22 protein-coding genes are annotated in these 26636 nt (G+C 30.7%); 20 read left to right on the top strand and 2 right to left on the bottom strand.

Annotated features, from left to right (window positions below; translation table 11 throughout):
* The first annotated feature begins 218 nt into the window (after window positions 1-218).
* Complete coding sequence (gene abc-f, locus ACJDUH_RS05100) at window positions 219-1862, top strand: ribosomal protection-like ABC-F family protein (RefSeq protein WP_406764077.1); 1644 nt, start codon at window positions 219-221, stop codon at window positions 1860-1862.
* Window positions 1863-1972: 110 nt separating this feature from the next.
* On the opposite strand, the gene ACJDUH_RS05105 is transcribed toward abc-f, so the two are convergent.
* Window positions 1973-2848, bottom strand: coding sequence for an AraC family transcriptional regulator (locus ACJDUH_RS05105; protein WP_406764078.1), 876 nt, complete (start codon window positions 2846-2848; stop codon window positions 1973-1975).
* A gap of 164 nt (window positions 2849-3012) precedes the next feature.
* Here ACJDUH_RS05105 and ACJDUH_RS05110 point away from each other — a divergent pair, with 164 nt between their 5' ends.
* The 6 genes from ACJDUH_RS05110 (at window position 3013) to ACJDUH_RS05135 (ending at window position 9275) form a co-directional block, all read left to right on the top strand.
* Window positions 3013-4371: a carbohydrate ABC transporter substrate-binding protein gene (locus ACJDUH_RS05110; RefSeq protein ID WP_406764079.1), complete on the top strand. Its 1359-nt coding sequence runs from the start codon at window positions 3013-3015 to the stop codon at window positions 4369-4371.
* A 159-nt stretch (window positions 4372-4530) separates the two neighbouring features.
* Window positions 4531-5421, top strand: coding sequence for a carbohydrate ABC transporter permease (locus tag ACJDUH_RS05115; RefSeq protein ID WP_406765013.1), 891 nt, complete (start codon window positions 4531-4533; stop codon window positions 5419-5421).
* A gap of 12 nt (window positions 5422-5433) precedes the next feature.
* Entirely contained in the window at window positions 5434-6318 is an 885-nt protein-coding gene (locus ACJDUH_RS05120; RefSeq protein ID WP_406764080.1) for a carbohydrate ABC transporter permease, read from the top strand.
* Between the two features lie 5 nt (window positions 6319-6323).
* Complete coding sequence (locus tag ACJDUH_RS05125; RefSeq protein WP_406764081.1) at window positions 6324-6488, top strand: DUF6903 family protein; 165 nt, start codon at window positions 6324-6326, stop codon at window positions 6486-6488.
* Window positions 6489-6514: 26 nt separating this feature from the next.
* Window positions 6515-8680: a 1,3-beta-galactosyl-N-acetylhexosamine phosphorylase gene (gnpA, locus tag ACJDUH_RS05130; RefSeq protein ID WP_406764082.1), complete on the top strand. Its 2166-nt coding sequence runs from the start codon at window positions 6515-6517 to the stop codon at window positions 8678-8680.
* Between the two features lie 277 nt (window positions 8681-8957).
* Entirely contained in the window at window positions 8958-9275 is a 318-nt protein-coding gene (locus ACJDUH_RS05135; RefSeq protein WP_406764083.1) for a hypothetical protein, read from the top strand.
* 135 nt (window positions 9276-9410) lie between these two features.
* On the opposite strand, the gene ACJDUH_RS05140 is transcribed toward ACJDUH_RS05135, so the two are convergent.
* A complete protein-coding gene (locus ACJDUH_RS05140; protein ID WP_406764084.1) occupies window positions 9411-9803 on the bottom strand; it encodes a hypothetical protein in 393 nt (130 codons plus the stop codon).
* A gap of 196 nt (window positions 9804-9999) precedes the next feature.
* On the opposite strand from ACJDUH_RS05140, the gene ACJDUH_RS05145 reads away from it, so the two are divergent.
* The 13 genes from ACJDUH_RS05145 to ACJDUH_RS05205 all read left to right on the top strand — a co-directional run bounded on the left by ACJDUH_RS05145 (window position 10000) and on the right by ACJDUH_RS05205 (window position 26607).
* Window positions 10000-10230: a DUF3892 domain-containing protein gene (locus ACJDUH_RS05145; protein ID WP_406764085.1), complete on the top strand. Its 231-nt coding sequence runs from the start codon at window positions 10000-10002 to the stop codon at window positions 10228-10230.
* Window positions 10231-10377: 147 nt separating this feature from the next.
* Window positions 10378-11571, top strand: a complete 1194-nt coding sequence (locus tag ACJDUH_RS05150; protein WP_406764086.1) for a MalY/PatB family protein — start codon at window positions 10378-10380, stop codon at window positions 11569-11571.
* Between the two features lie 171 nt (window positions 11572-11742).
* Window positions 11743-12837 (top strand): PfkB family carbohydrate kinase, encoded by a 1095-nt coding sequence (locus tag ACJDUH_RS05155; RefSeq protein WP_406764087.1) that lies wholly within the window; start codon window positions 11743-11745, stop codon window positions 12835-12837.
* A gap of 108 nt (window positions 12838-12945) precedes the next feature.
* Entirely contained in the window at window positions 12946-13866 is a 921-nt protein-coding gene (locus tag ACJDUH_RS05160; RefSeq protein ID WP_406764088.1) for a pseudouridine-5'-phosphate glycosidase, read from the top strand.
* Between the two features lie 135 nt (window positions 13867-14001).
* Complete coding sequence (locus ACJDUH_RS05165) at window positions 14002-15990, top strand: Na+/H+ antiporter (RefSeq protein ID WP_406764089.1); 1989 nt, start codon at window positions 14002-14004, stop codon at window positions 15988-15990.
* Window positions 15991-16110: 120 nt separating this feature from the next.
* On the top strand, window positions 16111-16752 hold the full coding sequence (locus ACJDUH_RS05170) for a sugar transferase (protein WP_406765014.1): 642 nt from the start codon (window positions 16111-16113) through the stop codon (window positions 16750-16752).
* An 11-nt stretch (window positions 16753-16763) separates the two neighbouring features.
* Window positions 16764-18134 carry a nucleotide sugar dehydrogenase gene (locus ACJDUH_RS05175; protein ID WP_406764090.1) on the top strand — a complete coding sequence of 457 codons (1371 nt, stop codon included), beginning with the start codon at window positions 16764-16766 and terminating at the stop codon, window positions 18132-18134.
* A gap of 1 nt (window position 18135) precedes the next feature.
* The gene (locus tag ACJDUH_RS05180; RefSeq protein WP_406764091.1) at window positions 18136-20040 is read left to right on the top strand and encodes an alginate lyase family protein; all 1905 of its coding nucleotides are present in this window, start codon (window positions 18136-18138) and stop codon (window positions 20038-20040) included.
* A gap of 66 nt (window positions 20041-20106) precedes the next feature.
* Window positions 20107-21501: a phenylacetate--CoA ligase family protein gene (locus ACJDUH_RS05185; RefSeq protein ID WP_406764092.1), complete on the top strand. Its 1395-nt coding sequence runs from the start codon at window positions 20107-20109 to the stop codon at window positions 21499-21501.
* A gap of 61 nt (window positions 21502-21562) precedes the next feature.
* Window positions 21563-22960: a phenylacetate--CoA ligase family protein gene (locus ACJDUH_RS05190; RefSeq protein WP_406764093.1), complete on the top strand. Its 1398-nt coding sequence runs from the start codon at window positions 21563-21565 to the stop codon at window positions 22958-22960.
* Between the two features lie 4 nt (window positions 22961-22964).
* Window positions 22965-24119, top strand: coding sequence for a sugar-transfer associated ATP-grasp domain-containing protein (locus ACJDUH_RS05195; protein ID WP_406764094.1), 1155 nt, complete (start codon window positions 22965-22967; stop codon window positions 24117-24119).
* Window positions 24116-25153: a glycosyltransferase gene (locus tag ACJDUH_RS05200; protein ID WP_406764095.1), complete on the top strand. Its 1038-nt coding sequence runs from the start codon at window positions 24116-24118 to the stop codon at window positions 25151-25153. The genes ACJDUH_RS05195 and ACJDUH_RS05200 overlap by 4 nt, the downstream gene beginning before the upstream one ends.
* A complete protein-coding gene (locus ACJDUH_RS05205; protein ID WP_406764096.1) occupies window positions 25153-26607 on the top strand; it encodes a lipopolysaccharide biosynthesis protein in 1455 nt (484 codons plus the stop codon). Before ACJDUH_RS05200 ends, ACJDUH_RS05205 begins: the two co-directional genes overlap by 1 nt.
* Window positions 26608-26636 lie beyond the last annotated feature (29 nt).

The raw sequence follows: 26636 nt of genomic DNA on the forward strand, positions 1-26636 counted from the left end.
CAATTAGAGGATTTTTTGCAATACATTTATATCTAACCGGTGAGTGGATTATTAATTTACTGTAAATGCATACCTTAAATTTATAGCAAAGGCAATAAGCATGGTCTATAAGTAGAAATAAAGCTTTCTCTTTAGGTGTTTTTTGCTTGAGCTTTATATGTAAATTTTTCTTATAGTAATTATTATCCTCTCTAGGCTTAGGCTTAAGGAGGTTTTTTATGCAATTAATTGAATGTAGAAATATAAAAAAATATTATGGAGATAAAACTATACTGGATATAGAAAGCTTAAAAATATATGACAAAGATAGAATAGGTATAGTGGGTTTAAACGGAGCTGGAAAAACTACGTTAATTCATATTCTTAGCGGCATAGACAATGAATATGATGGATGGGTAAATAGGAAGGGAAGCTATAGCTATATATCACAGCTTGATCATGAAAGCTATGACAAAATTAGCTTAGAAATTGCTAATAAATTTGGCTCAAGTGAAGTTTGGAAGGAGCATCTAAGTGGCGGTGAAAAAACTAGATATAAAATAGCAAAGTGTTTCACAAAAGAAAGTAATATAATATTTGCAGATGAACCAACTAGCAACCTTGACGTAGAAGGCATAGAGTTACTTGAAAATAAACTAAAGGGGTTTAGGGGTGCCCTTGTAATTATATCTCATGATAGAGATTTTCTTGATACCCTATGTAATAAAATAATAGAGCTAGAGAATGGAAAGTTAAAAATTTACAATGGCAATTATGCAAGCTATAAACAGCAAAAGGATATGGAAAAGGAAAGAGAGCTTTTTGAGTATGAGCAATATGAAAGGGAAAAAAGAAGACTTTATGCTGCTATTGAAGAATCAAAAGATAAGATAAAAGCTATAAGAAAAGCTCCAGCTAGAATGGGCAATTCTGAAGCAAGGCTTCACAAGATGGGAAATCAAAAGGCAAAAGCAAATTTAGATAGGGCAGTAGGAAACATTGAGGCTAGAATAGAACATCTTGAGGAAAAGAAAAAGCCAAAGGAGCTTCAGAGGATTAAGCTAGAAATAGAAAACAGCAGTAAGCTTTATGGAAAAATAATTATTTCAGGCAGAGATGTTAATAAATTTTTTGAAAACAAGATTATCTTTAATGCTGCAGAGTTTGATATAAACAACGGATCAAAAACAGCACTTATTGGACCTAATGGAAGCGGTAAAACAACTCTCATTAAAATGATAATGAGTAAGGATGCAGTTATTACATTATCACAAGGAGTAAAGATAGGTTACTTCAGTCAAGATATGGATAATTTAAATGAGGAATTAAGCATACTTGAAAATGTTATGAAAAACAGTATATATGATGAAACCTTTGCTAGAATACTGCTTGCAAGACTTTTATTTAAGAGAGAGGAAGTTTACAAGAAAGTAAGTGTACTAAGCGGTGGAGAAAAAGTAAAGGCTTCCTTGGCAATGTTATTGTTAAGTGATGTAAATCTATTAATATTGGATGAACCAACTAATTATCTTGATATAAATTCTATGGAAGCTTTAGAAAAAGCCCTGAAAGATTATGATAAAACACTTTTGTTTGTTTCTCACGACAGAAGCTTTGTTAGAAATATTGCAAATTATATAATAGAAATCAAAGAAGGCGGCTTAACTACTTTCAGAGGAACTTATGAAGAATATATGGATAAAAAGAGTAATAAGGATGCGAGTAAGGATGAAATAGAAAAGCAAATTCTTGTGCTTGAAAATAGGCTTTCGGAGCTTATAAGTAAACTTTCCATGCCAGGTAGAAATGATATAATTGAAGAACTTGATGCGGAGTATTATAAGGTTCTAGGGCAATTGAAGAAATTAAAGGAAAATTTGTAAAAAATCATGGATATATAAAAATATTCGAAAAGATTAAGAATTATATTAGGATTAAATATTTATAGTAGCAGTTGATGTAAAGCTTCACCTTTTTTGGAGGTGTAGTTGCATTAGCTGCTGTTTTTATTTTTTTTAGTATTATATAAATTTCTGTACTTTGTTGGGCTCATTCCAACTCTTTTCTTAAAGGTTTGGTTGAAATATGATTGGCTTGTAAAACCAACTATTTCAGAGATTTGCTCCATGGAATATTCAGTAGTTTCTAATAAAAATTTTGATACAGTGGTTCTTTTTTCAATAAGATAGTCAATAGGTGAAGTCAACATAAATTTTCTAAAAACATGTATTAAATAATATTTATTCATGTGAGTAATTGAAGCTAAATTATCTAAGTTTAAGTCTGAGGAATAGTGAACATCTATGTAGTTTTTTATAAAGGCACATTCTTTATTAATATCCTTAGTAGGTGAGAGTACCAAATTTGATTTTGTTCTTCTTTTTACATTAAAAATTAGAACTTCTAATAGATTTTGACAAATTGCTTCGTAGTATTGATCCTTTTGTTGAACTTCATATAAAAGGTTATTCATATAAGATAAAACTTCATGTTTGTATCTACTATAATTGTATATGCTATAAGAATTTATCTCCCTAGACTCATCTTCAGTACTGTCAATCATAAGGGACAATCCATCCAAGCCAATAACAATATATTCTAGGGGATTGGAATCTTTGGAGGATTCAGTGTGAGCTACGTGTGGATTTACAATTACTAAATCATTTTCTTTTACAGTAAACTCATTAGTTTCTATTTTAAAGCTTCCGCTGCCATTAACTACATAAAATAGCTCTGTAAAAGAGTGAGTATGCATGGTACTGTGCCAGTCCTCTTCATACTTTGCTTTTGCAATATAAAGAAATTTAACATGTATTTTATCTATTTCATTTATCTCATTTAATTTAAACTCAAATAAGGTATTTGACATAATTATATCCCCCATTAATTGTATGACAATAATTTAATTATATTGCTTTATTATATGCAAATCAATGCAATATATCTAAAAAAGCAAGCAATATAATGATAGAAAAGGATTGCAACATATTTTATACTTAAGGTGTAGTCGATTTATAAATAGGGGGAATAAAAATGAAAATAAAAAGGTTATTAGCGCTATCTACTTCGCTTTGTCTACTTGTATCACTATCTGCTTGTTCAACTAAAACTTCATCAACAGACACTAAACCAACAGAAGGAAAAGTGCTAAAAATAGCTGGTTTAAATGGTGGCTATGGGGTAGAGCACTGGAAGGAATTAGCCTCTAAATTCGAGGCTGCAAACCCAGGAGTTAAGGTAGAGTTAACTCTAGAAAAGAACATTGCAGATGTTTTAAGACCTCAAATTCAAGCAAAAAATGTTCCAGATATAATTTACTTATCTGTTGGAGCAGAAGGTAAATTAACAGACACTTTAATAAAAGAAAAATCCATACAAGACATATCAGATGTTTTCAACATGCAAGTGCCTGGAGAAAATGTTAAGGTTAAAGATAAGATTATACCAGGATTTTTAAACACCTTGATAACAAATCCTTATGGAGATGGAAAGACTTATTTGGCACCATTATTCTATTCTCCTTGTGGCCTTTTCTATAATAAAGCGCTAGTTGGAGATGGCAAAAAGTATCCGCTTCCAAAAACATGGGATGAACTATTAGCACTTGGTGAAACAGCTAAGAAGGATGGTATAGCATTATTTACTTATCCTACAACAGGATATTTTGATGCATTCTACTATGCACTATTAAATGAAGTAGGAGGATCTGACTTATTTAATAAAGCAATGAATTATGATCCATCGGCTTGGTCAAGCCCTGAAGCTACAAAAGCCTTTGAACTAGTAGGAAAGCTTGCTAAGTATGTTCAAAAAGACACAGTTGCAAATGCAAACAAAGAAGGGTTTACAAAGAATCAGCAATTAATACTTGACAATAAAGCTTTATTTGTACCTAATGGAACTTGGCTGCCAGGAGAAATGAAGAACGCTCCAAGAGCCAACGGATTTGAGTGGGGATTCACAGCTCTTCCAAAAGTAACTGCAAGTGGAGACTCCTATTCTTATACTTTCTTTGAACAGATGTATATACCAAATGGTGCAAAAAATGTTGATTTAGCTAAGAAATTTATGGCCTATATGTATTCTGATGAAGCAGCAAAAATTATATATGAAAAGGGAAATGCAGTTCAACCTATAAATGGAATTTCAAAGATTATGAAAGCTGATGATCCAAATAAGTTATATTACTCAGTATATGATAATGGTACTAAAGCAGCTATGGGTGGTTTTGCAGCAGCTACTCCAGTAGAGGGAGTAGACCTTACAAGTGCAGACGGAATTCTCTTTGGAACTGTTAACTCAGTTGTTTCAGGCAATAAGACCGTAGATCAATGGCAAAAAGCTGTTGTTGATGCAGCAGGTAAGATTAAAAAGGCTATGGAAACTAAATAAGTTGTTAAAACACTAAGAAGAAATGGTGGGTAACATATCCACCATTTCTGTCTAATAGATTGATTATTAGTTAGAAAATAACACTAAAGATGTTTATATAGAAACTTAAAAAACATACTAAATTAAATGAAAAACTTATATAAAAAGGAGGAAATTTTGTTGAATAATAGAGGCTTGAAAACATTTATATTTATCTGTTTAACTCCAGCAATTATTTTATTCTCAGTTTTCATGATATATCCAACTTTAAGTGTATTTGGTATGTCACTTTATAAGTGGGGAGGACTATCTTCAGAAAAAAGATTTGTAGGCCTTAATAATTTTAAAATGCTTATGAATGATGATAACTTTATTAGAGCCTTTCAAAACACAATTTTTATTATTGTTATAGTTACAATAATAACTATGGCACTTGCAATATTATTTGCGTCAATTCTAGTTAGAGAAGAAATGAAGGGTCAGAATTTTTTCAGAGTAATATTTTATATTCCAAATATTTTATCTGTTGCTGTAATATCAGCTATATTTTCAGCAATATACGATCCAAGTCAAGGGCTTTTAAATAGTTTTCTTAGAATATTTAGTTCGAAAAACTGGGAAAACATACAATATCTTGGGAACCAAAGAATTGTAGTCTATTCCATAGTAGGTGCAATGATTTGGCAGGCTATTGGTTATTATATGGTTATTTATATGGCAAGTATGAGCTCCATACCTGTTCATCTGTATGAAGCAGCAGATTTGGATGGAGCAAGTAAGGTTAGGCAGTTTTTTGAAATCACATTGCCTTTACTTTGGGATACTATTAGGACTTCATTAACCTTTTTTGTAATAAGCTCTATTAATCTAAGCTTTTTATTTATAAAGGTAATGACAAGCGGAGGGCCGGATGGTGCTTCAGAAGTATTTTTAAGCTATATGTACAAACAAGCCTATGATAATGCAAGCTATGGCTATGGAATGGCAATAGGAGTTGTAGTTTTCTTATTCTCATTCTTATTATCGGCAATTATAAGCAAAGCCACAGAACGTGAAGTACTGCAGTTTTAAAGGATGGTGTTTATGAATAAAAGAGATAAAATGCTGAAAGTAGACAAAGTTTATAAATTTTTTATATATGTAGCCCTCATTGCTTTAGCTATTAGTATATTAGTTCCAGTATTATGGGTTTTACTTGCATCCATAAAACAAAATTCCGAGTTTTATGGTAATCCTTGGAGTCTTCCAAAAGGATTCTATTTTCAAAATTTTATAGATGCAATTGAAAAAGCTAATATGGGACAGTATTTTCTTAATTCTGTTGTAGTCACTGCAGTAGCTTTGATAATTTTATTGATTGTTGCTATTCCTGCAGCCTACGTTTTAGCAAGATTTAAATTTAAAGGAAGAAAATTTATAAATACACTTTTTATGGCGGGGTTATTTATAAATGTAAATTATATTGTAGTTCCAATATTTTTAATGCTTTTAGGCTTTGACCAAAAGCTTATGCAAGTATTTGGGAAAGGCATATTTTTAGATAATATTTTTGTGTTGGCTCTAGTTTATGCTTCTACAGCAATACCTTTTACTGTTTATCTAATATCTAACTTTTTCAGAAGTATTTCAAAAACCTATGAAGAAGCAGCTTTTATAGATGGTGATGGATATTTTAGAACAATGTTAAGTATTATGATTCCTATGGCTAAGCCTAGCATAATAACAGTTATTCTATTTAATTTTCTATCCTTTTGGAATGAATATATAATTGCTTTAACATTAATGCCAGGGATTTCGAAAACACTGCCAGTAGGTTTAATAAATTTGATGCAGTCTCAAAGGGCTGCAGCAAATTATGGACAAATGTATGCAGGTTTAGTATTAGTTATGCTCCCAACTTTAATTTTATATATATTAGTACAAAAGAAGCTAACTCAAGGAATGACTCTTGGTGGAGTAAAGGAGTAATAGGAATGAATAAGTTTAAAATACTAATTATGTTTTTAATCTTTATCTTTTCAGTTTTTTTAATAATTGAAGGACAGACAATAAAAGGCTATTTTGGATTATTAATCATGTTAGTTGGTCTTGCCATGATTATAGTGGAGCTGTATTTATATAATAAAAAATATGTTTAAGCAATTAGTAACAGGAGGAGAGAAAAATGGAGATATCAAAAGATGGAAGGGTTACACTGCCCGTTGAGGTTGGTATAGATAAAGAAGTACATGAGATGATCAATAAATGGGGAGCAGATGCTATAAGAAACAGTGATGGTACAGAGCTTTCTAAAGAATTGATGGAAATGGCAGTTAAAGTATATACAACTTATTTAACTGCTAGAAATGACCAGAAGTGGGCAAGAAACCATATGGATCAATTACAAATGCAATACCTTATGTCAAAACATAATATTGCAGTTTCAGAAGTTTTAGAAATTGATTTATTAGATGGATTTTTTCGCAGACAATTTGATATAGATAAAAAGCATGATTGTAATAGGTATTGGGAAGTTATTGATAGAACCACTGGTAAGGTAGTTGACAATGATGTTTGGAAATTTAATAAAGAGAAGGGAACAGTTGTTATAAAGGACGCTCATAAATGGCACAGATATACAGTGAGCTTTTTAGCATATCAAATATGGGATACAACACATATGTATAATCACTTAACCAATAATTGGACTACACCCCCACATATGGGCTATGACGTATTTCATAAGGAAACTCGAGACCATATATTAAGCTATTTGGGAAATTGGCTTAAGGAAAATCCAAGTGTAGATGTAGTTAGGTTTACAACCTTCTTTTATCATTTTACAATAGCCTATAATGACAAGGCTAAGGAAAAATACGTTGATTGGTTTGGGTACAGCGCTAGTGTAAGCCCAGAGGCTATTGATGAGTTTGAAAGAGTGTATGGTTATAAGCTTAGAGCAGAGGATTTTATAGATGAGGGTTACTATAATTCTCCATTTAGAGTTCCTTCTAAAAGCTTTTTAGATTGGATGGATTTTGCTCAGAAGTTTGTAACAGAAAATGCTAAAAAGTGTGTAGATTTATGTCATGAATATGGAAAGGAAGCTATGATGTTCTTGGGTGATAACTGGATTGGTACTGAACCTTATGGTAATTACTTTAAAAACATAGGTTTAGATTCAGTAGTAGGTTCCGTAGGAAGTGGAGCTACACTTAGAATGATTTCTGATATTCCTCATGTTAAGTATACAGAAGGTAGATTTTTACCATACTTTTTCCCAGATACCTTTCATGAGGGAGGAAATCCAACTAAGGAAGCAGTAGAAAATTGGGTTCAAGCAAGAAGAGCAATACTTAGAAACCCTGTTGACAGAATGGGGTATGGAGGATATTTAAGTTTAGCATTAAAATTCCCGGATTTTGTGGACAAAGTAGCAGAAATAACAGAGGAATTTAGAGAAATTTATAATAAAATAAAAGGAACAAAGCCATATACACCAAAATTTAAGGTTGCTATATTAAATGCCTGGGGTAAGCTTAGAAGTTGGCAGACTAACATGGTAGCCCATGCACTTTGGTATAAGAAAATCTATTCTTATGTTGGGGTAATAGAATGCTTAAGCGGTATGCCTGTAGATGTGGAATTTCTAAGCTTTGAAGATATTAAATGTAAAGGTATTGCAAGTGATATTGGTGTAATAATAAATGCTGGAGATGCTGGTACAGCTTGGTCTGGAGGAACCTACTGGATTGATGACGAGATTACAGGAAAAATTAGAGAGTGGGTTTATAATGGAGGCGGCTTCATAGGAATAGGAGAACCTACGGCTTATTTACATCAAGGAAGACATTTTCAACTTTCAGATGTCTTAGGAGTTGATAGAGAAATTGGTTTCACTTTAAGCTATACAAGACATGACAAAGCACTTGAAGATAAACATTTCATATTAGAAGATAATGAAAAGCATATTAATTTTGGTGAAGGCATGAGCGATGTTTATAGTGTGGGAGACAACACTACAATTCTTTCTATGGACAGGGGAGATATAAACCTATCAGTTAATGAATTTGGAAGCGGAAGAGCTGTATATATTTCTGGGCTTCCTTATACACCAGAAAATGTGAGAATTCTATTTAGAGCAATATACTGGTCTGCTTCTAAAGAAAAGGATATTTATAATTGGTATACTTCAAATAGCAATACAGAATGTGCAGCATACCTTGATATGGGCAACATAGCAGTAATAAACAACTCAGATGCAGAACAGAAAACAACACTCTATATAAATACAAACAATTATATGGATATAAATTTAAAACCTTATGAAATAAGGTGGTTAACTGTATAGAAAAATAAAGGGATTTGAAGTTGAGCTCATTTGGGAAATTTAAGATGACATTAATCAACTTAGTAAAGAAGAACTTATATGGTGAAAATACGTTAATACTTGCTGGCGATACTGTTAAAAATTTATTATCAAAAATTATAAAGGGGTAATTGAAGAAATTAGAGGATAAATAAAATCAGTTTAAGATGAGTGGTTAATATTATGCATTTTATAGCACACTTTACTTCCATTTGCATATTATGATATTAAGACTAAGTAAATAGGAGTAAAAAGTAGTATGGCAATTAAGAAGACAATAAGCCTTCAGGATTATGTTCTTGACGCAGCACTGCAAAGATCTATGGAGCTGTTTGGAGGAAGTATATCAAACTATCTAAGCTATTTAATATGTAATGATAATAAGGATAGAATCGAGAAATGTCTTCAAAAAATTGAAAATATGAAGCCAATAAGAGTTTCTGAAGCTAAAACTGCCCAGTTTGAAAGTGATTGCCCTTATTGCGGCAAAAAAATAAAAACAGGAGAAACAATTTACAATGTTCTGCTCAATAATGGATTTGAAAGATGTGTGCATAAACACTGCAGCAGAGAATAAAGGATAGGCCACGATAAAAAAGTATGCAAAACTAATTGCATACTTTTCTTACGTTCAACGATTAACTATGTTAGAGCTCTATGGACATAATAAGTTGTCTCATGGGCTCAACTGATTAATAAAAAATTATAGTCACTAAGACTTTCCTTTAAATTCTGTTCCGCATTTTTTACATGTAATTACGATTTTGCCCTTTTTTCTTGGAACTCTAAGCTTTTGAGAACAATTAGGGCACTTAAATACCTTGAATTTTCTATTGTCCATAATAGAAGCTTTAGTTCTATAAAACCATTGCTTTAATATAGAAAGATAATTTTCAAATACTGCTAGTTCCTGATATCTTTTATATTTATTTTTTGAAATACTTCTCCAAAGGCTGTAAATAACTATAACATAACCAAAAATTGCAGTATACTTTCCAGTTGTTAGAATAACACCTATAATAATAAGATATTTTGAGAGTTTATCAAAGCCATAGGAATCCTTGAATTGATATGCAAGCTTGTTTAAAATATTTTTAAAGTTCAATTTAAAATGCCCCCTAAATTACAATGACTATAATTTATAATTGTTTTATTAGAATATTATACCTATGTTAACACAGTGGATATGCAGCTACAACAAGAATTGTGTTAATTTTTTATAAATTTAACAGGAATAAAAATAAGTAAAAAACCAATAATACTATAAATAGGCAAATATTAAATTACAAGGAGGCTATGCAATGGATAATAAATCAAAGGTACAAAAGGTAAAGAAAAATCCTGATGGTGATATTACAGATGTGATGCTAGATAATGGAAATGTGTATTCAATAGATGAAGCTATTATGATGACAAGAGATGGACTCATTGAGGGAGTTAATGTTGGTAAAGCTAAAAATGGCAGGGAATATTTACGAAGTAACCCTAATGGTGAAGAAGGAGATAACTTAGAAAATAAACCTACCTTTTAATATTATGAATTTTAAATTACAGCCCTACGGATAAATAACAATATCCATAGGGATTTTTTTTGAATAAGAAATAGTAAGAGATGATGAAATATCATTGCAGTTGCTATAAAATATTTATTATAGATAATTTTTATAGGGGGAATACTTATGAAAGAGAAGAATATTAAATATGATTTTGAAACAGTCATAAATAGGACTAATACTGGTTCAGCAAAGTGGGAGCTTATGAAAACTTGGAACCCAAAGGTATCAGAGGGGACAGTACCTTTTTCCGTTGCAGATATGGAGTTTAAAAATGCACCTGAAATTAATGAAGGGCTAAAGACATATCTTGATAATGCTATTTTAGGCTATACGGAGCCAACAGAAAACTACTTTAGGTCTGTATGCAGCTGGATGAAGAGAAGGCATGATTGGGATATAAAGCCTGAATGGATAGTGGAATCCCCTGGGGTAGTACCTGCATTTTTTTCAGCAATTAAGGCTCTAAGTGAGCCTGGGGATGGAATAATAATAATGACCCCAGTTTATTATCCATTTTATATGGCTATGGAAAGAAATAATAGAACAATTATTAAAAATCAGCTTATAAAAAAGGAAGGTACCTATAACATAGATTTTGAGGATCTAGAAAAAAGGGCAAAGAATCCCAAAGCAAAAATACTACTCTTTTGTAGTCCACATAACCCAATAGGAAGAGTTTGGACTAAAGCTGAACTTGAAAGGGTAGGAGAAATATGTTTAAGAAATAATATCCTAATTATATCAGATGAGATACATTTTGATATTATTATGCCTGGTTATAAACATAGGGTATTTGCCACAATTTCAGAAGAATTATCAAATAATATGATTATTTGTACAGCACCTAGTAAGACCTTTAATTTAGCTGGACTGCAGGTGTCTAATATAATAATTCCAAACAAACAAATAAGGGAGGCCTATCTTAAAGAAGCCCAGTCAAATGCCTTTGTATCATTAAATATATTAGGCTATATTGCCTGTGAAATTGCTTATAATGAGGGTGAAAGCTGGCTTAAAGAACTTATAAAAGTAATCAATGAAAATCACCTGATGCTCAAAAAATATATTGAAGAGAACATTCCATCAATTAAGGTATTTGATCTACAGGGAACCTACCTTCAATGGATGGATTTTAATGGGCTCGGATTTAATAAAGATAAGCTAGAAACACTATTACATGAGGCGGAACTATTCTTTGATGAAGGTTATGTCTTTGGGGAGGAGGGAATTGGCTTCGAAAGAATGAATTTAGCATGTCCTACAAGTGTATTATTTAATGCTTTAGAAAAGCTTAGAAAATTAATACATAGTATATAATTTCTTAAGCTGGTATTAATAATTTTATTATGACTATTTATAAACTGCTTAAAAATAATACAAATAATAACACTAATATTTTATAAAGCTATTGCAAAAATAAAATATTAGTGTTATTATTTTTACATAAACAATTGCTTAGATGATAAGCATATGTTGGGAGGTGAATTTGTGACAAATAGAGAAGAAGAAATTTTAGATGTGCTTAGAAAGAATCCTATGATATCACAAAATGAATTAGCAGATATTTTAGGAATAGCAAGATCCTCTGCAGCAGTTCATATTACTAACCTCATAAAAAAAGGCTGCATACTAGGGAAAGGTTATATTTTAAGGGATGAAGCCTATGTTACTGTTATCGGAGGAACCAATATGGATATTGTTGGATTTCCTGATAAGAAGCTTATAGCAAAGGATTCAAACCCCGGTAAAGTAAAGATTTCCATGGGGGGAGTAGGAAGAAATATTGCAGAAAATTTAGTTAAGCTCGGACTTCATACTAAGCTTATAAGTGCAGTTGGTGATGATGTTTACGGCAATAAAATTATGGATGAAGCTAGAATTATAGGCCTTGATATGCTAGATTCTCTTGTACTTAAGGGACAACAGACCTCAACTTATTTAGCAGTTTTAGATGAAGCAGGAGATATGTCTGTAGGAATAGCACATATGGATATTTTTGACGGTCTAAGCATTGATTTTATTAAGAATAAAAATTATATTATTGATAATTCAAAACTTTGCGTTATAGATACAAACATACCAAGAGATGTTATTGAATATGCCTTGACTACAAATAAGAAAACAGATTTCTTTTTAGATACAGTATCGACTACAAAGGCTATGAAGGTGAAAGATTTAATTGGTTATTTTCATACTATAAAGCCCAATAAAATTGAAGCTGAAATGCTTTCAGGTATCTCAATTGATTCAGAGGATGATTTAAAAAAAGCATCATTTTATTTCTTAAATAAAGGTGTTAAACAAGTATTTATAAGCTTAGGAGAACAAGGTATATTTTATAATGACGGAACAAATTGCAAACTTGTGAAATCTCCTAAAATTGAAGTAGTTAACGCAACAGGTGCAGGTGATGCCTTTATAGCGGCTTTAGCTTATAGTCACTATAATCAATTTGATATTGATTTTAGTGCTAGATTTGCAATGAGTGCTTCTATAGTTACATTATCTCATGAAAACACCATAAATCCTAACATGTCAGCTAATAATGTTAATTCTAAAATGCAAGAGTTAAATTTAATCTAACCCAGGCAGTATTTTAATAATTTATAATCATCAAGTATAAATAAAAAATAAAAGGAGCACAGGAAAAGATAATACTTGTGCAGTGTAAGGAAGATAAGGAGGAGAATTATGTTAGAAAAATATTTAGACATTAATCCAGAGGTTGAAAAGGCATTAAAGGAAGGCAAGCCAGTGGTTGCATTAGAGTCTACTATAATATCTCATGGCATGCCATATCCTAAAAATGTTGAAACTGCATTAGAAACTGAGAGAATAGTTAGAGAAAACGGGTCAATACCAGCTACAATAGCTATCTTAAAAGGCAGATTAAAGGTAGGTCTTACTAGAGAAGAAATAGAATATTTAGGTAAAGGTAAAGAAGTTATAAAGACCAGTAGAAGAGATATACCTTTTATAATTGCAAAAGGTGCAGATGGGGCTACAACAGTTGCATCAACCATGATAATAGCTGCCCTAGCAGGAGTAAAGGTATTTGTAACTGGAGGAATAGGCGGAGTTCATAGAGGAGCACAGGAAACCTTCGATATCTCTGCAGATTTACAGGAGCTTGCTCACACAAATGTAGCTGTTGTATGTGCAGGAGCAAAATCAATATTAGATATAGGACTCACTTTAGAATATCTTGAAACTAATGGAGTTCCTGTAGTAGGCTTTGGTACAGAGGAAATGCCAGCCTTTTATACTAGAAAAAGCGGCTTCGGTGTAGATTACAAAGTTGATAGCCCTGAAGAAGTGGCTGCGGCTATAAAAACAAAGTGGGATTTAGGCTTAAATGGTGGAATGATTATTGCGAATCCAATACCGGAAAAGGACCAAATGGATTATGATACAATAAATAATGCTATTGAAAGTGCATTAAAGGAAGCTAAGGAAAAAGGAATAAAAGGAAAAGAAACTACCCCCTTCTTACTTGCAAAGGTTAAAGAAATTACAGGTGGAGACAGCCTTGAGTCAAATATTCAGTTAGTTTATAACAATGCAAGAGTTGGATCTAAAATAGCAGTTGAGCTTGCTAGACTAGGTAAATAATATAAATGGCAGCCACATAAATTATTACTTATATGTTCATAAATAAGTAATAATTTTTGTGGCTGCCATTATGTTATAATATACATATACTTGTAAAGAAGGCGAGGTAATAGATTATTGGAAATATTTATCATAGTGTTAATTCTTTTAATTTGTATTGGGATTTCTAATGTTCTAAATAGGTTTATACCAATGGTACCTATTCCATTAATACAAATTGCGTTAGGAATGCTTTTGGCTGTGTTACCTTTAGGTATTCATATGCCTTTAAATCCAGAACTATTTTTGGTTCTTTTTATTGCCCCTCTTTTATTTAATGATGGAAAAAGAGTTTCTAGAAACGAACTTTGGAATCAGAGAATACCTATATTGCTCATGTCACTTGGGTTAGTTTTTGTAACCGTATTCGTTTTAGGCTATGTTATTCACTTAATGATACCTTCTATTTCTTTATCAGCTTCCTTTGCACTAGCTGCCATTCTTTCACCAACAGATGCAGTTGCTGTTCAATCTTTATCAAAAAGAATTAATTTACCGGGAAATATTATGCATCTCTTAGAAGGAGAAGCCCTAACTAATGATGCATCAGGCTTAGTAGCCTTTAAATTTGCAGTTGCTGCTACAGTAAGCGGAATTTTTTCTTTAACTCAAGCAACCTTTAGTTTTTTCCTCATCGCAATAGGCGGAGTGCTAGCAGGTGTAATTTTGTCCTTTTTAGTTATTAAGCTTCGAAGGTTCATAAGAAGATTAGGTATGGAAGATGTTACAGTTCAAATGCTGATTCAAATCATAACTCCTTTTTTCCTTTATTTGGCCGCTGAAGAGTTAGGGGGTTCTGGTATTTTAGCAGTGGTAGCAGGCGGCATCGTACATGCATACGAACATGAACGTACTGAATCTTTCATGTCAAAATTACAGGTTGTTTCAGTAAGCACCTGGTCAGTAATTATATTTATATTAAATGGACTTGTATTCTTAATTTTAGGATTGCAAATTCCTGCAGTAATTAAAGTGATTTTTTATGACGAGAAATATGATAACCTTACGGTTTTTGGCTATATATTAGCTATTTCAGTTATTCTAATAATTATAAGATTTATTTGGGTATACATTTTTTATGAAGGCAAATTTACCTTTAGTAGAAAGGAAATGTTTAGCAAAACAAGACTGAAATTTTCAGTATTAACCTCCATTTCTGGTGTTAGAGGATCTGTAACGTTAGCAGCAGCCTTTTCAATTCCCTATGTTATTCTAGGAGGTAATGCATTTCCACAGCGTGATTTAATCATCTTTATATCAGCAGGAGTTATACTATTTACCTTAATTGAAGCAAGTGTTTTACTTCCTTTACTTTCTAAAAAAGAAAAGCATATAAATAAAGAAAATACTGATAAGTTAGAACACTTAGCCCTTATAAAAGTAATTGAAGCCTCGGTTAAGGTACTAAGGGATGAAATGAATGATGAAAATAGAAAAGCTACTATGTATGTGATTTCTAACTTTAATAAACTTATTAGAAATGGATATAGAAACACTAATAAGTTTAAATTAACCATGGAATTAAGTGAAATAAAAAAAGATGTCTTTACAGAAGCGCTTGAGGCAGAAAAAAAAGAAATAGAACATTTGTTTGAAACAGATCAAGTCTCAAGGCAGGTATATTTTGAACTTGTTGAGCTTTATAGTCACACCGAAACAATTCTAAAGGACGGATTTAAACATAGATTCAAATTAGCTGTTTCAACGGCTAAGAGGCTTGTTTCAAAATTATTATCCTTAAGAAAAAAATCAAACCTTTCATTAATTAAAGAAGTAGAACTTGCGCAGATAACTGTGTATAAAGGTGTTATCATAGCTATTAGAGATAAAATAAATGAAGAAAATAAAGCAGCTTCCATTGAGTTAATTTCACATTATAATGAACTTATCGCAAGGCTACATAGAGGAGACCTACCAAATAATCTTGATCAATTTAATGAGATCAAAAGAAAGCTTCAATTTAAAGCTATAGAAGTTCAAAGAAAGGAAGTTCAGCTTCTATTTGAAAATGGTGAAATAAATCGTGATATTGCAAATAAGCTTCGTAAATTTATCAATTATTGGGAAGCTTCTATATTAGATTAAGTAGAATGGCATCCATATGACTTATTTATAAATAAGTCATATGGATGCCATTTTATTCATATTATATTACATAATATGTGAGGGGTGAGAGAAATTAAGATCATAAATGATTACGAAGCCATCGCACCTAACGATAATCTAAGAATTAATGATAAATCCTTATACTATCATATTTTAAAGAGAATTATTGACTTATGTGGTTCTGTAATTGGAATGATAATATTTGCCCCACTCATGTTAATAACAATGCTTGCAATAAAAATAGATTCTAAAGGACCAGTTATTTTTTCACAAGAAAGGGTTGGTAGATCACATAAATCTTTTAAAATGTATAAGTTCCGTTCAATGAAATTCAATGCTGAAGAAGAAAAACATTTACTTATTCATAGAAATGAAATGAGTGGACCTATGTTTAAAATTAAAGAAGATCCTAGAGTAACTAAAATAGGAAAATTTATTAGGGGTACTAGTATAGATGAACTACCACAGCTTTTTAATGTAATAAAAGGAGAAATGAGCTTAGTTGGTCCAAGGCCAAGTTTACCAAGTGAGGTCTGCAAATTTGAAAAGTGGATGCTAAAAAGATTAGAAGTAAAACCTGGCCTTACTTGTTACTGGCAAGTTAGAGGAAGAAATGATATAGGATTTATTGATTGGATGGAACTTGACTGTAAATATGTTGATGAAAGAAATACTTTAGTTGATATATCACTTATTCTTAAAACTTTTAAGAAACTTTTAGGGGATAGTCACGCAAGATAGGGGGAAAAGCAATGGAAAATATAAATATAGTAGACTTCCATTTTATGAATTCATTAATAGATAGTAGTAACAAGAAGGTTAGAGATGAAAGGGTATGTGTTATTGGACAAGGGTTTGTTGGACTCCCTCTTGCCTTAAGCTTTGCACTCAGAGGCTGTGGAACAATTGGCGTAGATGTGGAGGAAACCTTAATTTCACAAATAAATGCAGGTATAACTTCCCATACTGAAAAATTTCATGAAATGTCCATAGAAAAAGTACTAAAGTTACAGTTAGAAGCTAACAGGTATATAGCTACAACTAATGCTGACATGGCTATCCAAAATAGTAATGTCATTATTGTAACTGTAGGCATTCCAATAGAAGAAGGAATTCATAAAATGGATTATTTGGAAAATGCCTGCAGGATCATCGGTAAAAATATAAATAAGAATAGTTTAATAATTATTAGAAGTACCGTAATACCAGGAACCACAGAAGAGCTAATACTGCCTATTATTGAAGAAGAATCTAATATGAAAGCAGGAAAGGACTTTTATCTTGCTTATGCCTCAGAAAGAATCGCAGAAGGGCTTGCCTTTGAGGAATTTGAAAATATGCCAACCTTAGTAGGCGCCGTAGATGAAGAGAGTTTAAATAGGGCAGCAAAGGTATTAGCTATAGTATGTAAAGCAGAAATAGTAAGGGCTAGCTGCATAAAAGCCGTGGAGACTTCCAAGGTATTTGAAAATGTTCAAAGAGATGTTAATTTAGCTATGTCCCAGGAGTTTGCAAGATTCTCTGAAGCAATGGGAGTAGACATTTTCGAAGTAATTAAACTTGCAAACACACATAAAAGAGTTAATCTTTTAGTTCCAGGAGCAGGAGTTGGGGGCTATTGCATACCAAATGCCTATTACTATCTTCTTCCTAAGGCTAAGGAATACGAAGTTGAGCTTGAAATGGTGAAGCTTGCAAGAGATACAAATTCAAATATGCCTCTTTTTATAGTTAGCAAGGTAAAAGAATTATTAAATATTGAAGGGAAAAAGTTAGAAAGTAGTAAAATTGCAGTTTTAGGGTTGGCAATGAAGGACTATTCAAATGATGATAGATTAAGTCCCCCTATAGAAATATGTAAGCGGCTAATAAACTTAGGCGCTGAGGTAAGAGCTTATGACCCTGTTATTACTACAGAATATGATTTTAAAGTTAAAAGTCAAGAAGAAGCCCTAGGTAATGCAGATGCCCTTATTATACTTACTAAACAAAAGGAAATTAAATACTATACTTTTGAACACTTAACAAAGGTAATGGCTAAAAAAGCTGTTTATGTTGATTGTAAGGGAGTATTAAATATGAAGGAAGCAAAAAAGCATGGGATTAATTATTGGAGAATTTAAAGTGAGTAATATTAAAAGATTATCAAAAAATTTAATTAAAAAAATATATTTTTCACTTTTAGAATCCTATGAAAAGTTTATCTCTGGAGGTCTAAACAGTGATTACTTTATGGGCTTTAAAACAAAATGTAATTTTTTCTTTAATTTAACACAGAAAAATAATTATTTAAATGTATTAGAAAAGCTTAAAAAAGTAGATGATATTAAAAAGGACGGGGGAAAAATTTGCTGCCATGTATTTAATTTATTTGCTTCAGGTGATAAATATTTAAGTGAATGCATTGAATGGAGTAAGGACTTTAAGACAGGTTTTAAATGGGAAAATAAATATTACAAGAATATAAAGATTGTTGATTTAAATAATAATTCTGATGTGAAGGTTCCATGGGAACTTTCACGCTTTCAGCATTTTTTTACTATAGGAAAAGCCTACTTACTAACAAGCAATAAAAAATATTCATTGGAATTTACAAAGGAAATTAAGGATTGGATAGATAAAAATCCTATTAAAAGGTCAGTAAATTGGACATGCACTATGGAGGTAGCTATAAGAGCTGTAAATTGGATAGCAGGATATTTCTTCTTTAAAGAAAGTATGGATATAGGAAAGAAATTTTGGAATAAATTTAATAAAAGCTTATATCTTCATGGTGAATTTATATTTAAGAATTTAGAAAATAAGGGATTGGTTACAGGTAATCATTACTTGTCTAATATAGTTGGCCTCATATGGTTAGGACTATATTTTAAAGACTTTGAAGATCCTAATGGGAAAAATGCTCCTAAGTTATGGTTAGATTTCGGCATTAGTGAAATTGAAAAGGAAATGTTAGTCCAGGTAAATGAAGATGGAACTGATTATGAAGCTTCTACTGCCTACCATAGATTAGTAACCGAGCTGTTCTTATTGACAACTATATTCTGCAATAAAAATGATATAAAATTTTCAGATAAGTATATGAGTAAATTAGAGAAAATGTGTGAATTTTTAATGGATATAACTAAATCAAATGGATTAGCCCCTTTAATTGGAGATGTGGATGATGGAAGATTTATTATAATCTCGGATTATTACACTTGGGTAAAAAGGGATTTCAGACATATTCTTTATATAGCTGGAGAATTCTTTAATAGAGAGGACTTTAAATTTTACGGAAAGAAATATAAAGAAGACGCATTATGGATTATAGGACCAGATTCAGCGTTAAAAAGTGTTAATCCGCCTGTAAAGCTAAAGTCTAAAGCCTATAAAGATGGAGGATATTATATACTGCGAAATGAAAAAATTTACTGCTTAATTAGGTGTGGAGAACTTTCCTTTAGAGGTTTAGGGGTTCACAGTCATAATGATCAACTAAGCTTTGAATTAAATGTAGATGGGGAGGATTTTATTATTGACCCTGGGACATTTGTTTACACAGCTGATTATAAAATGAGAAATCTATTTAGATGTACCAAGATGCATAACACCATAAGTATTGAAGACTGTGAACAGAATTATTACGAAGAGCAAAATTTATTTTATATGAAGGAACAGACAAATGCCAAATGCATGGAATTTGACGACAATAAATTTGTTGGAAGGCATTATGGCTTCAAAGCTAAATGCGGAATTATACATGAGAGGACTATTGTATTAAAGGATGATCATATAGAAATAACAGATAAGCTTATTAGTGAAAACAAAAAGGTATCAACTAAAGATTTAAATATAATAGCTAATTTCACCTTAAGTGAAGGTGTAGAAATTATTAAATCTAAAGACTCCATAGAGCTTATTAAAAACAAGAAGATAATAAAATGGAATTTTTCAAACAATATAATGATAAAGGATAGCTACTTAGCAAGGAGTTACGGTGATTTAAAAGATACTAAGAAGCTTGAAGTTCTTATAAACTTAAATTAATTGTACTAATGGAGATATTAAAGTAAAGCTTTGATATTAGATTAGCCATGGAAGGAAGGTGGAATAATGCTGAAGCAATTAATAAAAAGCTCTCCTGGATTTATAGAGAAACCAGCTAGATATATATATACAAGTTTACCTGATTATATCAGGTATGGTAAAAATTTTAGAAGCCAATATAAGTTTCTAAATAAGTCGCAATGGTGGACAAGCCAGCAGCATGAGGAATATCAGTTTATACAGCTTAAAAAATTATTAGAACATTCTTATAAGAATGTACCTTATTACACAAATATTTTTACAGAAAGAGGAATCAAGCCAGAGAACATTAAAAGCTTCAAAGATTTAAAAAAGCTTCCCTACCTAACTAAAGAATTAGTACGAAATAATCTAAAAGATTTGGTTGCAAAAAATTATAATATAAAAAAATTAAAAATAGTTACTACTAGTGGTACTTCAAGAATCCCAATGGATTTTTATATTGAGCCAATTATTGATAAAGCCAGAGAATGGTCCTTTATAGTGAATTTATGGAATAGGATTGGTTATGATCCAAAGAAAATTAATAATAATGTAATCTTAAGGGGAATTATTCCTAAAAATGGATTATACGAATATAAGGGAAAAGACCTAATACTTTCATCCTTTCAAATGACGGAAGAAAACATGAAGAACTATGTTGAACTAATTAAGGGATTTAATCCAGATTTTATACAAGCGTACCCTTCGTCTATTCATTTATTATCTAAATATATTCTAAGGAATAAATTAGTAGGAAACTTTCATAAGCTAAAATGTATATTATGTTCTTCTGAAAATTTATTTGACAATCAAAGGCTTGACATAGAACAGGCTTTTAGAGTAAGAGTATACAACTTTTATGGTCATTCAGAACATGCGTGTTTAGGTGGAGAATGTGAACTAAGCAATTATTTTCATATTCAAAGCGAATATGGATATACCGAAATAATAAATGAAGATGGACAAGACGTAAAAGAAGAAGGGGAAATAGGAGAAATAGTTGCTACAGGGTTTAACAATTTTGCAATGCCTTTTATAAGATATAAAACAGAAGATTTAGTTGTGAATTCTAATGAGAAATGCAATTGTGGTAGGAATTATAAGCTAATTATTAAAGTTGAAGGAAGAAAGCAAGAGTTTTTAATCGATATGTTTGGAAGAGCAATAACTGCTACTTGGGCTGGGTTCCCATTAAGGCAGATAGAGAAAAAAATAAACTCTTTTCAATATATTCAAAATGAACCTGGAACATTGCTACTAAATATAAAATCTTTTGAAGAAATAACAGATGAAGATATAAAGAACATAAAAAAAGTCTTTGATTTGCATTACAAAGGCTTTGAATTACAGATAAAAAGTGTAGAAAATATAGAAAGAATTAGAGGTGGAAAATTTAAATTTTTAGTACAAAATATAGATGTTAATACCAATGAAAGCTAATTAGTTTGTGGATATATAATAAATTTATAGATTCACTGTATTTTAGAAGGGTAGTGTAGTAGTGCTAAAGGAATTTATAAAAAACTCTCCAAATTTTATTGAGAAACCAGCTAGATATATATATGCCAGCATACCGGATTATATTAGATATGGTAAAAACTTTAGAAAGCAATATAAATTTCTAGAGAAGTCTCAGTGGTGGACTAGGGAGCAGCATGAAGAATATCAAATGTTGCAGATAAAGAGGTTATTAGAGCATGCTTATAAAAATGTTCCTTATTACACAAGAACATTTAATGAAAGGGAAATTAAGCCTGAGGATATTAAATGTTTTAATGACTTAAAAAAGTTACCTTATTTAACAAAGGATGTTGTGAGAAGTAATTTAGAAGATTTAGTTGCAAGGAATTATGATAGGACCAAGTTAGAAATGCATACTACTAGTGGCACTTCGGCAATGCCAATGGACTTTTATATAGAGCCTAAAATTGATGAAATCAGGGAGTGGGCTTTCATATCAAACATATGGAGTAGAGTAGGGTACGATGTTAATAAGATAAACAAGTGCGTAATATTAAGGGGAAATATTCCCCAAAATGGATTTTATGAGTATAAGGGTAGAAATTTAATACTCTCATCCTTTCAAATGACTGAAGAAAATATGAAACAATACATTAAACTAATTGAAATTTTTAATCCTGATTTTTTACAGGCATATCCATCTTCCATTCATTTATTATCAAAATATATTTTAAGGAATAATATAAATGTAAAATTTCATAAATTAAAATGTGTGTTATGTTCTTCCGAGAATTTATATAAACTTCAGAAACAAGATATTGAACAGGCTTTTGGAGTAAGAGTGTTTAGTTTTTATGGACATGCGGAGCATGCCTGTATAGCTGGTGGGTGCGAACAAAGTGATTACTTCCATATACAAAATGAGTATGGATATACTGAAATAATTAATAAATATGGGCAAGAGGTTAGTTGCGAGGATGAGATAGGGGAGATAGTGGTAACAGGATTTAATAATTTCGTCATACCATTTATTAGATATAGAACTGGGGATTTAGTGGTCAATACAAATGAAAGGTGTGAATGTGGAAGAAATTACAGGTTGATTAAGAAAATAGACGGCAGAAAGCAGGATTATTTTGTTGATAGAAGTTGGAGGATAATTCCTTCAACTTGGTCCGATTACCCATTATGGCTTATTAAACAAAAAATATCTTCTTATCAATATATTCAAAGTGAACCTGGAAAGTTGATTCTTAATATACAATGCTATGATGAAATTGTAGATGAGGAAATTAAAGCCATGAAGGATGTGTTTGGTTCATATTATCCCGCATTTGATCTGAAGATTTGTATTGTAGAATATATCGAAAGGACTAAAAGAGGAAAATTTAAATTTCTAATACAAAATCTAGATTTTAATAAACTTGAGGGGAAATGAATTCATGGGAGATTTAAATAAATTTAAAAATTCATATTGGTTATTGAAATTAAAGGAAATAAAACATCGGTTAACATATGTTACATCAAATGAGAGAATGGCCATTTCTATGGAAAGATATAAAAAATGTGAGAATAAAAAGCCTATAAGACAAATTAAAAGTGAAATAAAATTATGTAAAAAATATTGGGGATGTTATCCGCTTCATTATTTTCGTTATGATTTATATAGAAAGGACAAACAATTATCAGGAAAAGAGCTAATAAATTATATACCAGAATTCTTTTTTTATCGAATATTTTTACCCTATCATGACTCAAATAAATATGCAGTATTAATTGATGAAAAAAATATAACAGAACAAATATTTCGAAGCTTAGGAATAAACCAACCTAAAGCTTTATATAAGATAATAAACAATAATTTATACAATATTGAAATGAAAAATCAAAATTATCTAGATTTCAAATTGGATTTAGAAGTTAATAAATATCCAAAGATCTTTGTGAAACCATCTAATGGACAAGGAGGCAATGGAATATACGTTTTTCATAGAAGAAATAATGGAATTTATAAAACTAAACTTGAAGAAGAATTAAATAAGGAATTTCTAGATGAGCTTCACAAAAAGGGAGACTATATATTTCAGTTAGCAGTTAATCAGAATAAAAATATTTCAAGTATATATCCTGACTCTGTTAATACCTTTAGAATTGCTACTGAAAATAAAATGGGTAGTGTTAGAATCCTTTGTGCAACGTTGAGAGTAGGTAAAATGGGTAATGAAGTTGACAATGGCAGCCAAAATGGTTTAGTTCTTGAAATTAATATTGACACTGGTAAAATTAAAGAATTTGCAGTTACTGAAGAAGGGGAGAAGTTCTATAACCACTCTGATACGGGGTTTGAATTTAGAAATTTTAAAATTCCAGAATGGGCTAGGATAAAGGAGTTTACTATGGATAGTGCAAGAAAATTGCCTCAGTTTACTTATTTGGGCTGGGATATTGCACTTGGAGAGGAAGGACCTTTGGCAATTGAAACAAATATGAACTTTGGTTTAGATCATTACCAAATATCCATCGGTGGGTTAAAGGATATATTTTTAATAGATAATCCGGATTTTTATTGGGAAAATAAAGGGGTGTTTGGAAGATGATAGTTCAAGTAGGACCATACCCTGAGCCTATTGGAGGTATATCAGTATATATTAAAAGAATGAAACAGTATATGGATCTAATTGGTATAAAAAATGAGGTGTGGGATACAAGCGGAGTGAAGAAAAAAGAAAGCGGAGTAATAAATGTAAGGCTTAGATATATGCCATTTAGGCTTATACAAAGAAAAGATGTAGACATAATTCATTATAATTTATGCGGCTTTAAATCTAAAATTTATATAGGTATTTTAAATAAATTATTTTTTAAAAATAGAAAAAAAATAATAACTATACATGGAGATTATTCTACCTTTTTTTTAAAAGATAGAAAATATATTATTAGAGCTTTGAATAGCTTCGATTGCATAATATGTGTTAAGGCTGGTGATTCAAAGCGGCTTGTGGATGCAGGGGTGAATAAGCCAGCATATGATATATCTGCATTCTTGTTTCCTTTGAAAAGTACAGAAAATATAATACCCGATTATATAAGTGAATTTATTAAGCAAAAGAGATTTATTATTTCTGCTAATGCATCTTCTATGCAATTTTTTAATAACATTGATTTATATGGAATAGACATGTGTATAGACCTAGTGGCAGCATTAAAAAACAATAATTTAGATATTGGATTAATATTTTGCCTTCCTTACATTGATAATGATACTTATTATAAAGAATTAGTAAACAGAATAAATGAAGGTGGAATACAAGAGAATTTTTTATTTGTTCATGAAAACATAGAATTATGGAAAATTATTGAAAGGTCAAACCTATTTATTAGACCAACTTGTAATGATGGTTATGGTGTATCGGTAGCTGAAGCCGTATTTTGCAAGGTTCCTGCTATTGCTAGCGATATATGTGATAGACCTAATGGCACTATTTTGTTTAAATCTAGAAACTTTAAAGATCTTTTTGAAAGGACAGTTGAAGTCATAAAAAATTATGACTTTTTCAAGAAAAAAGTTGAAAATGTAGAATTAATAGATAGTTTAGAAAGGCTATTAAGTATATATAGAGATTGGAGTTAATGTTTAATGTAATGGAAAATAAATTTGCAAGGCTAGGGGTTATATACGTTATTGGACAAATATTATCAAAGGCAATCTCATTTATTCTACTTCCTATATATATAAAACAATTAGGTATTATAGGTTACGGGCAACTTTCTTTGGTAGATGCTGTTCTTGATTTTATTGCATCATTCACAATATTAGGAATTTACTCTGGTTATATAAGATTTTACAGAGATTATAGTGGTAAACAACAGGAAAGGCTAAAAAATACTGCAATAAGTTTTGCTTTTGCTATGAGCCTAATAGATATAATCCTAGTACTAACAGTTGGTAAATTTACTTCAAATTTTATTTTTAATTATGAACATTCATTTTATATTCTCATATTAGTTCTAGTCAGAAGTATAATTAGCCAATTAGTAATATTGTTAATGTGTGATTATGGATTAAATTTTAAAGCTAGGATTAATGTTACCTTAAACTTAGTGAATCTTTTACTAAATCTAGTTTTTACCTTTGGTTTAGTTGTATATAAAAAACGCGGAATTATTGGAATTTATGAAGGTTATATCCTGAGCAATTTGATAATGTTTATATATTTAATGAAGGTTAAGGATTCAAAATTTAAATTTGAAGTGGATAAAGATATGTTAAGGAATATGCTTAAGTTTTCAGTGGGCTTAATTCCATCCTGTATAGCTGCTACTATATTAACATTATCCGATAGATATTTTCTTAAAGGCTTTAGAGATATTACTGCAACAGGGATATATTCAGTAGGTTACAAGTTTGGGATGCTTATAGAACCACTATTCGTTTCTCCTTTTAAGCAGATATTTACACCATATAAATTTTCAATTTGGAAGGATAAGGATTCACAAGACAAATTTAATAGTTTCTATTTTAAGTATCATTTCATTGGCTGTTTCATAGTACTTGCAATTTGTATCTATAGTAAGACTATGATAATTCTACTTAGTTCAAAGGATTCTATAATAGCCTATAAGGTTGTTCCATTAATTGCTATGGCTTACTTCTTTTATGGAAAATCTTCCTTTTACAGCATGGGCATACAAATAAAAAACAAAACCTATTATGATGGATTTATAATGCTTTCAGCAGGTGCAATAAATTTAATTTTGAATCTTATATTAATCCCTAAACTTGGAATGTATGGAGCAGCGGTATCAACAACAATATCATATTTAGTTATGAATTGTATATATGTTAGATTTTCATTGCCGCTATACTATATAAAATTTGAAGGCAAAAAAGTATATAAAATATATTTTATAACTTTTGTATTATATTCAATTTATTATGTAATCAGCATTTTAAATATATTTATATTGTTTGAAATAATTATAGGAGCAGTACTATTGACAAGTTACATAATTTGCTCAGTGCAATTTAATTTAATTTCTTTAAAAGAGCTAAGAAATTATTTAGTAAAAATTAAGAAAAGTTAAATTAGAAATCTTTAAGCTTTTATGAGGAG

This window comes from Candidatus Clostridium radicumherbarum (assembly GCF_045310525.1).
Classification (GTDB): domain Bacteria; phylum Bacillota; class Clostridia; order Clostridiales; family Clostridiaceae; genus Clostridium_AT; species Clostridium_AT radicumherbarum.

What these genes read in the sequence shown, in the direction of transcription:
- ACJDUH_RS05110 (WP_406764079.1), top strand. Translation starts at nt 3,013, where the DNA reads ATGAAAATAAAAAGGTTATTAGCGCTATCTACTTCGCTTTGTCTACTT.
- ACJDUH_RS05195 (WP_406764094.1), top strand. Translation starts at nt 22,965, where the DNA reads ATGGGAGATTTAAATAAATTTAAAAATTCATATTGGTTATTGAAATTA.
- ACJDUH_RS05160 (WP_406764088.1), top strand. Translation starts at nt 12,946, where the DNA reads ATGTTAGAAAAATATTTAGACATTAATCCAGAGGTTGAAAAGGCATTA.
- gnpA (WP_406764082.1), top strand. Translation starts at nt 6,515, where the DNA reads ATGGAGATATCAAAAGATGGAAGGGTTACACTGCCCGTTGAGGTTGGT.
- abc-f (WP_406764077.1), top strand. Translation starts at nt 219, where the DNA reads ATGCAATTAATTGAATGTAGAAATATAAAAAAATATTATGGAGATAAA.
- ACJDUH_RS05175 (WP_406764090.1), top strand. Translation starts at nt 16,764, where the DNA reads ATGGAAAATATAAATATAGTAGACTTCCATTTTATGAATTCATTAATA.
- ACJDUH_RS05135 (WP_406764083.1), top strand. Translation starts at nt 8,958, where the DNA reads ATGGCAATTAAGAAGACAATAAGCCTTCAGGATTATGTTCTTGACGCA.
- ACJDUH_RS05105 (WP_406764078.1), bottom strand. Translation starts at nt 2,848, where the DNA reads ATGTCAAATACCTTATTTGAGTTTAAATTAAATGAGATAAATGAAATA.
- ACJDUH_RS05150 (WP_406764086.1), top strand. Translation starts at nt 10,378, where the DNA reads ATGAAAGAGAAGAATATTAAATATGATTTTGAAACAGTCATAAATAGG.
- ACJDUH_RS05125 (WP_406764081.1), top strand. Translation starts at nt 6,324, where the DNA reads ATGAATAAGTTTAAAATACTAATTATGTTTTTAATCTTTATCTTTTCA.
- ACJDUH_RS05120 (WP_406764080.1), top strand. Translation starts at nt 5,434, where the DNA reads ATGAATAAAAGAGATAAAATGCTGAAAGTAGACAAAGTTTATAAATTT.
- ACJDUH_RS05185 (WP_406764092.1), top strand. Translation starts at nt 20,107, where the DNA reads ATGCTGAAGCAATTAATAAAAAGCTCTCCTGGATTTATAGAGAAACCA.
- ACJDUH_RS05205 (WP_406764096.1), top strand. Translation starts at nt 25,153, where the DNA reads ATGTTTAATGTAATGGAAAATAAATTTGCAAGGCTAGGGGTTATATAC.
- ACJDUH_RS05145 (WP_406764085.1), top strand. Translation starts at nt 10,000, where the DNA reads ATGGATAATAAATCAAAGGTACAAAAGGTAAAGAAAAATCCTGATGGT.
- ACJDUH_RS05200 (WP_406764095.1), top strand. Translation starts at nt 24,116, where the DNA reads ATGATAGTTCAAGTAGGACCATACCCTGAGCCTATTGGAGGTATATCA.